This window comes from Streptococcus pseudopneumoniae (assembly GCF_038148935.1).
Classification (GTDB): domain Bacteria; phylum Bacillota; class Bacilli; order Lactobacillales; family Streptococcaceae; genus Streptococcus; species Streptococcus pseudopneumoniae_U.
Window position 1 is genome coordinate 1 of record NZ_JBBJZX010000045.1, and the last position, 15,696, is coordinate 15,696.

13 protein-coding genes and 1 pseudogene are annotated in these 15,696 nt (G+C 38.6%); 6 read left to right on the forward strand and 8 right to left on the reverse strand.

Going from position 1 to position 15,696, the window contains the following annotated elements; genetic code table 11:
- From WKI42_RS06215 to WKI42_RS06225, 3 genes are all read left to right on the forward strand, one after another.
- The coding region (locus tag WKI42_RS06215) for an ROK family protein (protein WP_368081454.1) at positions 1–603 on the forward strand (603 nt) is incomplete at its 5' end.
- 1,079 nt (positions 604–1,682) lie between these two features.
- Positions 1,683–1,967 carry a hypothetical protein gene (locus WKI42_RS06220; RefSeq protein ID WP_050259685.1) on the forward strand — a complete coding sequence of 95 codons (285 nt, stop codon included), beginning with the start codon at positions 1,683–1,685 and terminating at the stop codon, positions 1,965–1,967.
- Complete coding sequence (locus WKI42_RS06225; protein WP_000359824.1) at positions 1,960–2,517, forward strand: DUF6036 family nucleotidyltransferase; 558 nt, start codon at positions 1,960–1,962, stop codon at positions 2,515–2,517. Before WKI42_RS06220 ends, WKI42_RS06225 begins: the two co-directional genes overlap by 8 nt.
- A 262-nt stretch (positions 2,518–2,779) precedes the next feature.
- Here WKI42_RS06225 and pflB read toward each other — a convergent pair whose 3' ends face one another.
- A complete protein-coding gene (pflB, locus tag WKI42_RS06230) occupies positions 2,780–5,104 on the reverse strand; it encodes a formate C-acetyltransferase (protein WP_000260631.1) in 2,325 nt (774 codons plus the stop codon).
- A 238-nt stretch (positions 5,105–5,342) separates the two neighbouring features.
- Between pflB and dinB the strand changes: the two genes are divergently transcribed.
- The gene (gene dinB / locus WKI42_RS06235; RefSeq protein WP_368081455.1) at positions 5,343–6,404 is read left to right on the forward strand and encodes a DNA polymerase IV; all 1,062 of its coding nucleotides are present in this window, start codon (positions 5,343–5,345) and stop codon (positions 6,402–6,404) included.
- Between the two features lie 148 nt (positions 6,405–6,552).
- Here dinB and WKI42_RS06240 read toward each other — a convergent pair whose 3' ends face one another.
- Positions 6,553–7,398 (reverse strand): undecaprenyl-diphosphate phosphatase, encoded by an 846-nt coding sequence (locus tag WKI42_RS06240; protein ID WP_368081456.1) that lies wholly within the window; start codon positions 7,396–7,398, stop codon positions 6,553–6,555.
- A gap of 60 nt (positions 7,399–7,458) precedes the next feature.
- Positions 7,459–9,348, reverse strand: a complete 1,890-nt coding sequence (locus WKI42_RS06245; RefSeq protein WP_368081457.1) for a DUF2207 domain-containing protein — start codon at positions 9,346–9,348, stop codon at positions 7,459–7,461.
- Positions 9,349–9,485: 137 nt separating this feature from the next.
- Here WKI42_RS06245 and WKI42_RS06250 point away from each other — a divergent pair, with 137 nt between their 5' ends.
- Positions 9,486–11,051 carry an ABC transporter substrate-binding protein/permease gene (locus WKI42_RS06250; RefSeq protein WP_368081458.1) on the forward strand — a complete coding sequence of 522 codons (1,566 nt, stop codon included), beginning with the start codon at positions 9,486–9,488 and terminating at the stop codon, positions 11,049–11,051.
- The gene (locus WKI42_RS06255) at positions 11,051–11,791 is read left to right on the forward strand and encodes an amino acid ABC transporter ATP-binding protein (protein WP_368081459.1); all 741 of its coding nucleotides are present in this window, start codon (positions 11,051–11,053) and stop codon (positions 11,789–11,791) included. Before WKI42_RS06250 ends, WKI42_RS06255 begins: the two co-directional genes overlap by 1 nt.
- 106 nt (positions 11,792–11,897) lie before the next feature.
- Here WKI42_RS06255 and WKI42_RS06260 read toward each other — a convergent pair whose 3' ends face one another.
- From WKI42_RS06260 to ilvC, 5 genes and pseudogenes are all read right to left on the reverse strand, one after another.
- The gene (locus WKI42_RS06260) at positions 11,898–12,113 is read right to left on the reverse strand and encodes a capsule biosynthesis transcriptional regulator (RefSeq protein WP_001130036.1); all 216 of its coding nucleotides are present in this window, start codon (positions 12,111–12,113) and stop codon (positions 11,898–11,900) included.
- Positions 12,114–12,219: 106 nt separating this feature from the next.
- Positions 12,220–12,342, reverse strand: a pseudogene (locus WKI42_RS06265) (SPFH domain-containing protein); the annotation flags it as partial.
- Between the two features lie 528 nt (positions 12,343–12,870).
- Positions 12,871–14,121 carry a threonine ammonia-lyase IlvA gene (gene ilvA, locus WKI42_RS06270; RefSeq protein ID WP_368081460.1) on the reverse strand — a complete coding sequence of 417 codons (1,251 nt, stop codon included), beginning with the start codon at positions 14,119–14,121 and terminating at the stop codon, positions 12,871–12,873.
- Positions 14,122–14,171: 50 nt separating this feature from the next.
- A complete protein-coding gene (locus WKI42_RS06275; protein WP_001027897.1) occupies positions 14,172–14,528 on the reverse strand; it encodes a hypothetical protein in 357 nt (118 codons plus the stop codon).
- Positions 14,529–14,611: 83 nt separating this feature from the next.
- Positions 14,612–15,634, reverse strand: coding sequence for a ketol-acid reductoisomerase (ilvC, locus tag WKI42_RS06280; protein WP_000290683.1), 1,023 nt, complete (start codon positions 15,632–15,634; stop codon positions 14,612–14,614).
- Positions 15,635–15,696: the final 62 nt, after the last annotated feature.

The following is a 15,696-nucleotide window of genomic DNA, read 5'->3' on the forward strand; positions in this document are numbered from 1 at the left end:
TTTATTTTCCTACACGCTGGATTAGGTATTTACACTTCCTTTTTCACAAAAGAAAAAATAGGAGCCTCTAAAAATCCTTATATCGGAGAAATTGGACACACCATTGTCGAATTGAATGGGCAATATTGTGAATGCGGAAAAAAAGGTTGTTTACAAACATATATTTCTGATGCTTGGTTAATCAAACACGCCCAATTATTATTTAAAAATTCCCAACTAACTGTACTAAAAAGCCTTGTAAAGACTGAAAAAGACATTCATTTAGACACCCTTTTAACGGCTTACAACTTAGGCGACTCTGCTTTACGCCAACAAATTGATAAAGGAGTTAATTTATTAGCCACTTCTATTGCAAATCTTCTCCTCATCAATCCTGCTGATAAAATCTATATCAACAGTCAATTGCTTAATTATCAACCTTTCACTCATGAAGTCAGGGATAAAATCCAAGACCAGCTCCACTTCGTTCCTTTTACTCGTAATATAGAAATTGAAATTTTACCTTACAACAAACATCGTGGAAGTATAGGAGCTTGTGCATTAGCTATCGTCGCTTTTTTCATAGAACATAGCAATGTTTTACAAGATATTATTTCACCTTAATATATATTAGAAATCTATACACCTATTTAAATCAACTATAACCTGTAGTAAATATCGAATAGTTAGACAATACAAAATGAGACGACTTCCATATAGGAAACCGCCTTCTCGCTATGTTGCATGAAACTGTAAAAATAGATGAAATTGATAGCGGTAGTCAGATCAAGAGACATCGTAACTCTAAAAAGTCACAATAGATAAGTTCATCCTCGGAAAAATATCATTCTAATTGTTGAAATGCCTACATGAAAAGGAACGTTAAATACTCATGAAATAACGAATATAGGTATCAAAACTGTGACAAAACAAGTCCCTAAATTTGCTAAAGACACTGCTCAACTTTACACCTGTAAATGGTTGTTGTATAATAAAGTTACAAAGATGTACGACCACACTGTTATAAATCATAGTGTTCGCGAATATATTACTGATAGCATTTCTACAAATACAAGTAAAGAGATCGGATGAGATTCAAACGAAATATGTCAGTGTTTTGGCATTCCTAGCCTTCATATCATTTAAAGAATTGTATAGATAAAATTTTTCCCAATACAGACACTCGTAACAACTGCTTCATTTTTCTACCAACATATTTAGGAACAGGATAAGATACAAGAGGATCAATCCATAAATCAGTTCTATACCAATCTAAGACAAATAAGCTAAAAAAACGATTGATAATAAGCAAATGGATTCCAAATTTTCTTTATCTCCTCATTTTAATAAACAATACTAGTGTAACTATCCTTCCAGTCAGAAGCTTGTCAAATCACACCGAAAATTCTTCTAAAATTTATCTCGTTAAGCAATCAAGCAAAAACTCGACGATAGTACAAACATTATCATACAGAATTGACTTCCTAAATTATATACTTTAGTAAGGTTTTTGGATAAGAAAAAAGGTTCATTTTACATTTCTAAAGACTCTTTTCTAAGATGAAAAACAGAATTTTTCGATTGTGATTTAAAGCAACAAGAAAATTTTCAGTATCATCCTATAGATACGAGCTAATTAAGAAAAACTACATTTTTAAATATAAACTACAATAAGATAAACTAAATTTCATAGGAGGAAGACAATGGATTGGTACGATTATATGATACAGGCATCCAAACAATCACAATTCAACGCAAGCCATTGGTTTCGCTATTTGCGAAAAGTTATTTTTGAAGACTATTCTTATTTAACAAACCAAGATGTAGAAAAGTTGCTAGACTCCAAAGAACTAACCCATTTTCAAAAAATTAGCTTGAAGTATGCCTTTCAAGAGCATACTCCAACTCATAAATATGTGATTTCATTAAATAAACCTGCTAAGTTAACCAATGTTCAAAAATTGATGGAGAAATACAAACATGGATAAAATGAAACCGGTCTTCCAAGCCCTAAATAAGGAATTAATTCAGGAAAATCTGACTTTAACAATTATCTGTGTCGGTGGTTATGTCTTAGAATATCATGGTTTACGTGCCACACAAGATGTTGATGCTTTTTACGACCAAAATCAGAAAATCAATGAAATTATTGCTCGTGTAGGAAAACAGTTTAATCTTAACACCCACGAAGAGTTATGGCTCAACAATCATGTTGCAAATATGAACAAACAACCTCCCTTAAGTTTATGTGAATCCTTGTACTCATTTGAGAATCTGACTGTTTTAGTAGTCCCTATTGAGTATGTGTTAGGAATGAAGATGATGAGTATCAGGGAGCAGGATTTGAAAGATATTGGTGCAATTATTAAATACAAAAACTTTCATTCACCATTCGATACCTTTAAATATTTAAAAGACATGGGATTTGATACTATTGACCTCTCTGTTCTCTTAGAAGGTTTTAGTTATGCTTATGGTATGGATTGGTTAGAAAAATTTTTTAAAGAAAATCAAGATAAACTTCGCGAATTTTATTAACAGTATCAAACAAGATGATTGTCAATTAGCCAGTCGTCTTGTTTTTATGATGGAATGAAATAAAATCGGAACAAATCACTTAGAGAATTCCAGTCAATTTCTAGCACTGTTTAAGACGTTTCAGCGGGCTATTTCAGATTCGATCCACTATTCCTTCCCAAAAACATTGCATATTGCGCCGAAGGAATTGCTCACACTATCCCAAGCCCAAAAACCCTCAGTCGACTGACCGAGGGTTCCTTTTCATTATTCAAAAACTTAATTAGCTCAATGCATCCAAGGCGTCATCCATTGAAAGAACTTCGTGGAAGACACGTTGTGTCAATTCAGTTTTTTGTTCTGGAGTGAGGTATTTAGTGTTTACACAGTATCCAGAGATACGTACGATAACGTCTTCGCCTGACATGATCTTTTCGTAAACATCGTTCAAGTCCATAACGTTCAAGTTAACGTGTTGTCCACCGTTTTCAAAGTAACCATCAAGGATTGTTACCAAGTTATCAACTTGTTCATCACGAGTCTTACCAAGAGCACGTGGAGAAACCTGAGTAGTCAATGAGATACCATCAGCTGCATAACTAAAGTCAAGGCTAGAAAGTGAGTTCAAGTTTTGCAACCATCCACCTTTAGCTTTGTTAGATGGGTTAGCACCTGGTGAGAAGAATTCAAGTTTAGACAAGTTCACAGAACCATCTTCGTTGAGGTATACACCTTTGTGGACTGGTGAGTTACCAGTTTGTTTAGAGTAAGCAACGTTAGATGTGATTGTCAAAAGTGATACTGTAGCTTCAGCGTCTTTGTAAAGTTTGTGGCTACGTAGACGAGTTGTGTAAGCTTCGATCAACCATTCTGCCAATTCGTTTGAACGTGGGTCATCTTCACCCCAACGTGGGTATTCACCGATTGTTTCGTAATCGTAGATGTAGCCATTTTCATCACGGATTGGTTTAACTGTAGCGTATTTGATGGCTGACAATGTATCAACAGTGTTGGCAAATCCACAGATACCGAATCCCATGTTGGCACGTTGTTTAGTTGGCAAGAAGGCCATTTGAACAGCTTCGTAGTTGTACTTATCAGTCATGTAGTGGATGATATTCAAAGCATCTACGTAAGTGTCAGTCAACCAGTCAAGAGATTTTTCAAAGTTAGCTTTAACTGATTCAAATTCAAGAACTTCGTCACGAATTGGTTCGATGTCAAATACTTTGTAGTCTTTGTGAACATCGTCATAACCACCGTTCAAACCAGTAAGAAGGGCTTTCAATACGTTTACACGCGCACCGAAGTACTGGATGTTGTGGCGTTGCTCTTCATTTTCTGGGTCAAGTGGAGACACACAGCATGAGATACAGCTCATTTCACCATATCCGTCTTTAGCCATTGTTGTTACACCTTCGTATTGAATAGAAGAGTGTTTGTGGCTCATGTGCATACAGTAGCGACGGAAGTTGTATGGCAATTTATCAGTCCAAAGAACTGTCAAGTTTGGTTCTGGAGAGTTACCGATGTTATCAAGAGTGTTCAAGAAACGGTAGTCCATCTTAGTAACACGGTGACGACCGTCGTTACCCATACCAGCCATAGAAGTTGTGATGAAGGTTGGGTCACCTGAGTACAATTGGTCATAAGCTTTTGTACGAGCAAATTTAACTGTACGAAGTTTCATAACAAAATCATCAACGAATTCTTGGATTTCTGATTCAGTAAATGTACCACGAGCAAGGTCACGTTCTGCAAAGATGTCCAATACGATTGGCACACGTCCAAGAGATGTAGCAGCACCGTTAATCACACGGCAGACAGACATGAAAGCGATGTTAACCCATTGGATTGCTTCTTTAACGTTCATCGCTGGTTTGCGAACATCAACCCCATAAAGGTCACCCAAGCGAACAACTTGTTGCAATGCTTGGTATTGAAGGTTGATTTCTTCACGAAGACGGATTGTTTCTTCATCGATTTCTTCGATTGCATTCCAGTCGTTTACTTTTTCTTGCATCAAGTAGTCTGCACCGTAAAGAGCAAGACGTGCGTAAACACCGATGATACGTCCGCGTGAGTATGCATCTGGAAGACCAGTTACAGTGTGAGCGTGACGAGCGCGACGAATGTTTGAAGTGTAAGCACGGAAGATACCGTCGTTAACTGTTGTTACGTATTTAGTAAAGATTTCGTGAACAGCTGGATCTGGTTCATATCCATTTTCTTTCAAAGTAGTTTCAGCCATACGGATACCACCTTTTGGCATAAAGTTCAATTTGAAGAGTTCGTCATTTTGGATACCAAAGATAACTTCGTTTTCTTTATCGATAAATCCTGCTGGGATATCAGCGATAGATGTTGGACGAGTGTCCATTGGGAAACGAGTTTCTTCGTAGTGTGCTTTAGTTTCTTCTACAATTTTTTTGATGTGAAGTGAACGTTCTGTTGGTCCTGCGAGGAAGCTTTCGTCTCCATCGTAAGGTGTGTAGTTAGCTTGTACGAAGCGTGATACACTTGCTTTTTCTTTCCAATCTACGCCTTTGAAGCCTTCCCAAGCTTTGTCAAAAATATCTTGTGCTTCAACAACTGTTTTAACAACCATGTTAATGTCCTCTTTTTTCTTTCTAGTAACAGCCATCTGTTACATTCATGAGTCAAGTATACCATACAGTAACCGATTTCAACAAGCGAAAAATCCCTATTTTTACACTTTCTTTTCTAAAACAGTCTACATTTTATTTCAAACTGTATTATATTTTTGAAAAAATAAAGTCCTTTTTTCTTTTTTTCAGAAAAAAGGGTATAATAAAAGAAAATAAGCGGTAAAAAGGAGGCTAGGCATGTTGATTTTTCCTTTGTTAAATGATTTGTCAAGAAAAATCATCCATATTGACATGGATGCCTTTTTTGCTGCAGTGGAAATCAGGGATAATCCTAAACTCAGAGGAAAACCTGTCATTATCGGCAGCGACCCTCGGCAAACAGGTGGACGTGGTGTCGTTTCCACTTGTAGCTATGAGGCTCGAGTTTTTGGTGTCCATTCAGCCATGAGCTCCAAGGAAGCCTACGAACGTTGTCCCCAGGCCGTCTTTATCTCAGGAAATTATGAGAAATATAAGTCTGTGGGACTCCAGATTCGAGCTATTTTTAAGCGCTATACAGATTTGATTGAACCTGTGAGTATTGACGAAGCCTATTTGGATGTGACAGAAAATAAACTCGGTATCAAGTCAGCGGTCAAAATCGCTCGCCTCATTCAAGAGGATATCTGGCAAGAACTCCATCTGACTGCTTCCGCAGGTGTTTCCTACAACAAATTCTTAGCTAAAATGGCCAGTGATTATCAAAAGCCACTTGGTCTGACAGTGATTCTACCTGAACAAGCTGAGGAGTTTCTCAAACAAATGGATATTTCCAAGTTTCATGGAGTAGGAAAAAAGACGGTGGAACGACTTCATCACATGGGTGTTTTTACTGGCGCTGACCTACTTGAAGTTCCTGAAGTGACCCTAATAGACCGCTTTGGCAGACTGGGCTATGACCTGTATCGAAAGGCTCGTGGTATTCACAATTCCCCCGTCAAATCCAATCGCATCCGTAAATCAATCGGAAAGGAGAAAACCTACGGGAAGATTCTCCGTGCTGAGGAAGACATCAAAAAAGAGCTGACTCTTCTATCAGAAAGAGTCGCTCTCAATCTACATCAACAAGAAAAAGCTGGAAAAATTGTCATTTTGAAAATCCGCTACGAGGACTTTTCAACTCTTACCAAACGAAAAAGTCTGACTCAAAAAACACAGGATGCTAGTCAGATAAGCCAAATAGCCCTGCAACTCTATGAAGAGTTAAGCGAGAAAGAAAGAGGTGTCCGCCTGTTGGGGATTACCCTGACTGGATTTTAAAGCTCAATGAAAATCAAAGAGCAAACTAGGAAGCTAGCCGCAGGCTGTTCAAAAAACTGTTTTGAGGTTGCAGATAGAGCTGATGCAGTTTGAAGAGATTTTCTAAGAGTATAAAACCTTGAAGAGCCTGGACTCTTCAAGGTTTTTCTTATACAAATAAACGGACAAAGCTATAAAGTAGCAAGACACTACCAAGCACGATACGGTATTTACCGAAAAGGGTAAAGTCGTGTTTTTTCACATAACTTGTCAAGAAGCGAATAGCCACCATGCTGACCGCAAAAGCTACTCCCATCGCAACCAAGAGCAAGAACAACTGCCCAAAACTCAAGAGCTGTCCTGCTTTTATAAATTTGAAAATCTTTAATGCGCTAGCTCCAAACATAACAGGAATTCCAAGATAGAAGGTGAATTCTGTCACAACAGAACGACTGGTTCCATTTAACAAACCACCGACAATCGTTGCACCTGAACGGCTAGTCCCTGGTAAAAGAGCAAGAACTTGGAAGAGTCCGATATAGAAAGCGGTCGTATAAGGAAGCTTGTCCAACTCTGTTACACTTGGCTCGATAGCACGCGCTTTATTGCGCTTTTCCAAATAGATAAAGGCAATCCCGTAGATAATCAACATGAGGGCAACTGAAACCATGTTATGGAAGTGGGTGTCAAACCAATCATCAAATTTAAAGACGCCAAGCAAAGGCAAGGTCGCAATCAAGACCTTCAACCATAGTCTCCAAGTCTTACGAACTTCCTGTTTGTCCTTAGTCGGTTTGAAAGGATTGAGCTTATTAAAGTAAATCACCATAACCGCTAAAATCGCACCAAGCTGAATCACGACATTAAACATAGACATAAAGGCTTCATTTTGATTTTGGTATTGGATAAACTCCTCTGCTAAAATCAAGTGACCTGTACTAGAAATGGGCAACCATTCCGTAATTCCTTCAACAATCCCGAAGAAGATAGATTTTAAAATTTCAATAAGATACATAGATTACTCCTTTTTCTATCTTCCATTATAGCATATTTTTTCAGCCAGTGATAGCTCTCTTTAAAAGGCGCCGATACTGCCGCCACCTCCGCCTCCAGAGAAGCCACCGCCAGAACTTCCACTTCCAGAAGATACGGAGTAGGTACTTGCTGTATTTGCGACACTAGCATAATGGCTCATTTGCGCGCTTGAATGATAAAACATACTATGCCAGCCATAAGCTACATAAAGATTGATATCTGGATTTTCCACTTGAATCTGATGAACCTTCATCAAATGACTAACCTTGTCCGCATAGCCAAATAAGGTCGCATAGACCAAGAGGCGATTCCAGACTACAATACTTTCCAACTCTGCCTGATCCAATCGTGCAATCTCACGCAACATATTTTCAAAACTGGTCCAGAGATAGTAGACTTCTGCTCCTGCTTCATTTAGAACGCCATCACGATTATTTAGTCGAAGCTTCCAATAATAGAAAACAGCCAAAACCAAACCTAGAAAACCAAGTATAGGCAAGGGGAGGAAAAGATAGCCATAAACATCCAAACTGTACAAGAACAAACCAAATCCGATAAATAGGGGTAGGATAGTAGAGAGTCCCATCCCCACTTGCAAGGCCTTTTCTCCACCAGTCAAGGGACGATAATAATCTGGGAGCCCCCAGAAAGAAACTCGATTTCTCACCCCTTCTTGCATCTCTTTCAATACTTCTTCAAAAGAAGATTTGAGCTGACGCCCTCTTGCTTGAATCCGTTTTTCATCAGCAGTTTTGGCTCCACGATAAAGACTATCAGATACCTTGTAATCCGCAAACAAATTGGAAAGAGTTTCTTCTTTTTTGCCTGAAAAAGCCAGATTTAGACAGTCTTTCTCAAAGCTTGACAAACCATCTTCTTTGACCAGCCTCAAACCAACTGCATCTCCTTCTGAAATAATAGAGACATTCCCACGGTCTATCACATCTAGCAAGGTAGCTTGAATAAGTTGGTCAAAGGTAAATTTACCTGCTCCTTTTGTTAGAGGACTCACTTCCTCCAAGGAGGTCGAGTAGACAGCCTCTGATAAAACCATAGGCTCTAATTCCATTGGTGGTTCGTAGAGACGATGATTTTTAGCATATTTGACTGAAGGAGTGGTTTTTCTTCTATAAATAAAATAGAAGCAAATACTCAATAACAAGGAGATAGAAAGTATCGAAGGAAAGACCCAAGTAAGGAGTTGTTTACTTTGCTCTTTTTCTTTAACAATCGAGTCTTCTACCTTATTAAGTTCTTCTAAATGATTTCCTTTCAATCCCTGATCCCTAGCGCTAGCAAAATCAGTTCGAGGCCAATAGGCATGCAATTCAACTCCACGCTTAGCCGGAAGATTGTCCAAACGAATAGTATAATCAAGGCTACTCTTTTCAATCGTTCCCTCTCTAAAAAGTTTGCCTGTATGGAAAAAGAGTTTTTCAGCCCCCTTCTCTCCCCTTACATGAAATTCAAACTTTCCAATAGCCCCTGAACTATCTGTTAAAGGCTGCCAATTTAATTCAGCGATGTCATCATATAGGAAAAGCAAATTTTTTAAGTTCCATGTAAGCTCAACTTCAACTGTGTCGCCTTCCTGGCCTGGATTATAGACTCTCACAGTATAACCATTCGCTTCTTCTGTCACTTCACTCGTAACGTCTGCTAGTTCAGCACCATTTTTCGCAGCCTGAACCTTTGGATGAGGATCAATGTCAAATCCACTAGGCATCTTGCCAGCACGTCCAAGTCCCACGATTTGGCCCTTAAAGTCCTCCTCAAACTGGTAAACTATCTTTTGTCTAAATTCTGCCGTATTATCTGCATGAATATACAAATCCCCTTGATAAGAATTTATCTTAAAATCAATGGCGAAAACAGAAAGTGGCAGAAGGCAAAACAAGCCAAACATCAGTAAGAAAAAAGTTTTTTTCATCAACTAAGCCCCCTTTTTATCTTTCTTATCATTATAGCATTTTTTCGTAAGTAAAGGCTTACTTATGTTGAAAAATTACGCATTTTTCGATAAAATAGGAGACAGTTATTTTTTAATAGATTAGAATAGGAGAAATCATGAGAAAAATATACTTATCTATTTTCACAAGTCTCTTGCTGATGCTGGGACTTGTCAATGTTGCTCAAGCCGATGAATATTTACGCATCGGGATGGAAGCAGCATATGCTCCCTTTAACTGGACCCAGGACGATGATAGCAATGGGGCTGTCAAAATCGATGGGACTAACCAGTATGCTAACGGATACGATGTTCAAATCGCCAAGAAAATCGCTAAGGACTTAGGCAAAGAACCTTTAGTTGTTAAAACCAAATGGGAAGGTCTAGTCCCTGCCCTTACTTCTGGTAAGATTGACATGATTATCGCAGGTATGAGTCCAACTGCCGAACGCAAACAAGAAATTGCATTTTCGAGCAGTTACTACACTAGCGAACCAGTTTTGCTTGTCAAAAAAGATTCTACTTATTCAAATACTAAGTCTTTGGATGACTTTAACGGTGCGAAAATCACTTCTCAACAAGGTGTCTACCTTTATGACTTGATTGGTCAAATCCCAGGTGCTAAAAAAGAAACTGCCATGGGAGACTTCGCTCAAATGCGCCAAGCTCTTGAGGCTGGTGTCATCGATGCCTATGTTTCTGAACGACCAGAAGCTCTGACTGCTGAAGCTGCGAACTCTAAGTTTAAGATGGTCCAAGTAGATCCAGGTTTCAAAACTGGGGAAGAAGATACAGCTATCGCCATTGGACTTCGTAAAGATGACAATCGTATTAGCCAAATCAATGCTAGCATCGAAACCATTTCAAAAGACGACCAAGTTGCCTTGATGGATCGTATGATTAAGGAACAACCTGCCGAAGCTACAACAACTGAAGAGACTAGCAGTAGTTTCTTTAGCCAAGTTGCTAAAATTCTTTCTGAAAACTGGCAACAACTCTTGCGTGGTGCTGGTATCACTCTTTTAATCTCTATCGTCGGAACCATCACAGGTCTCATTATCGGTCTTGCCATTGGTGTTTTCCGTACTGCTCCTCTCTCTGAGAATAAAGCCATTTATAGCCTACAAAAATTAGTTGGCTGGATCCTCAATGTCTACATTGAAATTTTCCGTGGTACTCCAATGATCGTTCAATCGATGGTTATCTACTATGGAACTGCCCAAGCTTTCGGTATCAACCTTGACCGTACACTAGCTGCTATCTTCATCGTTTCAATCAATACCGGTGCCTACATGACTGAAATCGTCCGTGGTGGTATCCTGGCAGTTGACAAGGGACAATTTGAAGCCGCAACTGCACTCGGTATGACTCATAACCAAACCATGCGTAAGATTGTCCTACCTCAAGTGGTCCGTAATATCCTACCAGCAACTGGTAATGAATTTGTCATCAATATCAAAGATACATCTGTATTGAACGTTATCTCTGTTGTCGAACTTTATTTCTCTGGAAATACCGTGGCAACTCAAACTTATCAATACTTCCAGACATTTACAATCATCGCCGTGATTTACTTTGTCCTCACCTTCACCGTAACACGTATCCTACGCTTCATCGAGCGCCGAATGGACATGGATACCTATACTACAGGTGCTAACCAAATGCAAACGGAGGATTTGAAATAATGACACAAGCAATCCTTGAAATTAAACACCTCAAAAAATCCTATGGACAAAACGAAGTGCTAAAAGACATTTCCCTCACTGTCCACAAGGGAGAAGTTATCTCTATCATCGGAAGCTCTGGAAGCGGGAAATCAACCTTCCTACGCTCCATTAACCTACTTGAAACGCCAACTGATGGACAAATCCTTTATCATGGACAAAACGTCCTTGAAAAAGGCTATGACCTCACGCAATACCGTGAAAAGTTGGGCATGGTTTTCCAATCCTTTAACCTCTTTGAAAATCTCAACGTGCTTGAAAACACAATCGTCGCTCAGACAACTGTCCTTAAACGCGAACGTACAGAAGCTGAAAAAATTGCTAAAGAAAACTTGGAAAAAGTCGGCATGGGGGAACGCTACTGGCAAGCGAAACCAAAACAACTCTCAGGTGGTCAAAAACAACGTGTGGCCATCACTCGTGCCCTTTCCATGAATCCTGACGCCATTCTCTTTGATGAACCAACATCAGCTCTCGATCCAGAAATGGTTGGAGAAGTCCTCAAAATCATGCAGGACCTGGCTCAGGAAGGCTTGACCATGATTGTCGTAACCCATGAAATGGAATTTGCCCGTGATGTCTCTCACCGTGTTATCTTTATGGATAAAGGTGTGATTGCTGAAGAAGGTAAACCAGAAGACCTCTTCACCAATCCTAAAGAAGACCGTACAAAAGAGTTCCTTCAACGCTATCTCAAATAAAAAGAAAAGGCTGCATCAACCATGCAGTCTTTTTGCTGTTCAAAATGAAAAGGCAGATTCTCTATCTCTACTACTTGAGGGTCAAGAATCCGCCGTTATCCAAAGATTAATCTTCAAATTTTTCATGATTTTTTTCATAGAAATCAATTAGGCCTAGGGCTGTTTCAAATGAAATATTTTTTACTTTTGCACGACCCTGCGCCAGAGCAATGATAGACATTTCACGCGCATTCGTTTCTTTAGAGATACGGTAGCCTGTGATTTTCTTATCACGAACCCAGCCAACAACTGATTCTACTTTTTCAAAGTTTGACTTAGCCATGTTTTTCTCCTATTTTCTTCTTTACAATATTTAATTGTATACGTTTTTACTACTTTTGTCAATAAAAAAACATATATTCAACGAAAATAATTAGTTCAGAATTTTCTTACTTCCTTTTTAAAGCCGATAATATATAGGTTTTGCTAGCCTCTACACCATAAATATTTGCTAATAAAAATATTGTATTATTACCCTCTTGAGGTGCAAAATTATTCAAGCTTTTAAAAAAATGCTTCCCTATTTCCGTAAGATAGCTTATTTCTTCGATTTAATAACTGAATATGACAATCCTAACCTTTAGAAATCCAAGCATTCACTAGCTCAAAACTCCTATCTTTCTTCCTCAAGAAATCATCTGATAGATAGCCATTCCTTATATTCTTCAAATTCATCACTCATTTGGATATTGAGGTGCTAACCTAAAACCAAACACCCGATTCTCTAAACCATCCTTAATAAAGATGACAAGACAGATAAGCTCAGTCGGTTACTCATATATCCTTTTAATATGGTATATTTGTCAGCAAAAAGAAAGCAAATCACATCTTAAAGACCGTGTGAGTTTACTTTTCAAAATAGATGGGAAATCAAAATGAAGGATGGAAATCGGAGCCAAACATCATAAGTGCTATAATGAACAGAAGTAAGAATTGCACGATAAGCTTCCTAAAACCATAGGAATCGCCCCCTTTCTTCATCTTCATTATAGCACCTATACATCAGTTGTGCAAATAATATGATATTTTTTTATTAGTTCTCAGACAAGCATATTATAAAGGGTTTCATTACCATTTAAATTAATATAAGCCGGATCAAAACCTTCCATGCGACGAATCAATCCTGCATAATCATGCTTATCCGCTAAGGCGATTCCGATCAATACTGGACCTGTTCCCTTGCTAGCTCGTTTGATATACTCAAAACGTGTGATATCATCATTTGGCCCCAGGATATCATTTACAAATTCACGCAAAGCTCCTGGACGCTGTGGAAAATTGACCACAAAGTAATGTTTGATCCCATCATAAATCAAGGCACGCTCTTCCATTTCTGGCATGCGGTTGATATCATTATTTCCTCCAGAAATGATACAACAAATGGTTTTCCCCTTGATATATTCAGCCAACACCTCTAAAGAAGCAATACTAGCAGCTCCAGCAGGTTCTGCAACAATCCCTTGCTTAGAGTAGAGGTCAATCAAGGTTTCAGAAATCAATCCCTCATCAACACCTACCAAAGTTTGAACATGTTGACGAGTTGCCTCATAGGTCAACTGTCCTACCTTTTGTACAGCAATCCCATCCGCAAATTTGTCAATTTCCTTGAGTTTAACAGGCCCACCAGCTTCAAAGGCAGCCTTCATGGAACGTGCCCCATTCGCCTCTACTCCGATGACTTCAATTTCTGGACTTGTTTCCTTGATATAGGTAGAAACCCCGGCAATGAGACCGCCACCACCAACAGGAACCAAGACAGCATAAAAATCAATCGATTCTTTTCGAGCTTCTTCTAAAATCTCATAAGCAACGGTTCCTTGACCTGCCTGAACATGAGCATCATCAAAAGGATCAATAAAGGTACGATTTTCAGAAACTGTAAATTCTTGAGCTGCTTTAGCAGAAGCATCAAAGGTATCTCCAACTAGTTTAATGGTTACGAAATCCCCACCAAAAAAGCGAACTTGACCAATCTTTTGTTGCGGAGTAGTAATGGGCATAAAAATAGTAGCAGGAATTTTCATTTCATTACAGGTATAGGCTACTCCCTGCGCATGATTTCCCGCAGAGGCACAGACTACCCCACGCTCACGCTCTTCCTTGCTGAGTTGGGAAATGGCATAATAGGCACCACGAATTTTAAAGGAACGAACACGTTGGGCATTTTCCTTTTTCAAATAAATCTTAGCACCATACTTCTCCGATAAATAATGGTCATAATCAAGCGGTGTATTCACAACCACACCGTTCAAGACCTTGTGAGCCTTGATGATATCTTTTGAACTTAACATATAAAACCTCTTTTTCTATAAAAAACAGTCACTAATGACTGTTTTTTTAGTTATTCATCTCCAAAAACTTCAGCAACACTTTCATGATATTTATGAGCCATACGAATTGAAAACTCTTTAGGAAGTTCATAACGATTTGTAGAAATCCAATCATATAACCATTCTGCCAAACTTTCTTCACTATCATTACGATGGAAGATAAAATAGTTTAAAATTTCTTTATATTCTACATCATTCAAATCCAGCGTGTCTACAAATTGACTACGAGGAACAAAATTAGAATCTAATTTTCTTAGTTGATCTGTCAATTCTCCCAATTGTAAATCCAACTGAAAAAATAATTTTTGCAGTTGCCTATCAGTTTCATCACATCCTGTCTTGATAGAAAACAAATTGGTAATATTCATATGATTTCAACCCCTAAATAAGTACATCTAATATCCCACGAATAGCTGAAGCTAAAGTTTTCTCAAAATCCTTTGCTCTCTAATTAGTTATAGATTTTGAATGCATCATCGTCGTTTTTACCAACGAATGGCATTGCTTTACGCAATTCTGCACCAACTTTTTCAATTTCAAGGTTAGCTGCTTGTTCGCGGTAAGCAGTCAATTTTGGACGTCCAGCTTTATAGTCATTTACAAAGTCATTTGCAAATTTACCATTTTGGATATCTGCCAAGACAGCTTTCATGTTTTCTTTAACTTGTTCAGTGATTACACGTGGACCTGATACATAGTCACCGTACTCAGCAGTGTTTGAAATTGATTGACGCATTTTCTTGAATCCACCTTCGTAGATCAAGTCAACGATCAATTTCATTTCGTGAAGAACTTCAAAGTAAGCCAATTCTGGAGCGTAACCTGCTTCTGTCAAGACTTCGAAACCTGCTTCGATAAGGGCAGTCAAACCACCACAAAGTACAGCTTGTTCACCAAACAAATCTTCTTCAGTTTCTTCTTTGTATGTTGTTTCAAGAAGACCTACACGAGCTGCTCCAACACCTTTACACCAGTCCATAGCAATGTTTTTAGCATTTCCTGTTGCATCTTGGTATACTGCGTAAAGAGCTGGTACACCAAATCCTTCTTCGTAAGTACGGCGTACCAAGTGTCCTGGTCCTTTAGGAGCACACATGAAGACATCTACATCGGCAGGAACTTTGATAAATTCAAAGTGGATGTTGAAACCATGGGCAAATCCAACTGCATTTCCAGCTTCCAAGTTTGGAGCGATTTCTGCTTCGTACAATTCTTGTTGGATTTCGTCTGGTGCCAAAATCATGATAACGTCAGCCAATTTAGTAGCTTCTGCTACTGTGTAAGTGTCAAATCCGTCTTCTTTTGCTTTATCAAAAGATTTACCTGGACGTACACCGATGATGACATCGCGACCTGAATCACGCAAATTTTGAGCATGCGCATGTCCTTGTGAACCATAACCGATAACGGCGATTTTTTTACCGTCAAGTGCTGCTACTTTAACATCTTTTTCGTATTCCATTTGAACTGCCATAGTTTTTCTCTCTTTTCTATTATTTATTGCCTTTTAGGCTGGTTTAACAAAATTAAGTTTTT